Genomic DNA, 370 nt, shown 5'->3' with positions numbered 1-370 from the left:
GTATATTTAACGCTGTAAAATCAGTAGTTTCAACAGTATTTAGTGCAATCGGAAGTTTTGCTTCTAGCGCTTGGGGAGTAGTTTCATCAATATGGAATGCAGTTTCAGGCTTCTTTAGTGGCATATTCAATTCTGTTCGCAGTGTCGTTAGCGGAGTGTTTAGCGCTCTTGGTGGCTTTGCTTCAAAAGCTTGGGATGCAATTTCAGGTGTATTTAACGGAGTAGCTGATTTCTTTAAGGGAGCGTTTGACGGTGCTAAAGATATAGTTAGCGGAGTATTCGAGGCTTTTGGTAAATTTGCTTCAAATGCTTGGGATGCAATAACAGGAGTATTTAAGGGCATTGGCGACTTCTTTAGCGGAATATTTGG

Annotated in this window: 1 pseudogene; it reads left to right on the top strand. The window is 40.8% G+C overall.

The features are described 5' to 3' along the window. Window positions 1–370: pseudogene (locus EII37_RS10930) on the top strand (hypothetical protein); the annotation flags it as partial.

Origin of the sequence: Streptococcus sp. OH4692_COT-348 (genome assembly GCF_003859975.1) — a bacterium.
Classification (GTDB): domain Bacteria; phylum Bacillota; class Bacilli; order Lactobacillales; family Streptococcaceae; genus Streptococcus.
The sequence above is the reverse complement of the archived record's forward strand: the minus strand, read 5'-3'. Positions and strand labels throughout refer to the sequence as shown.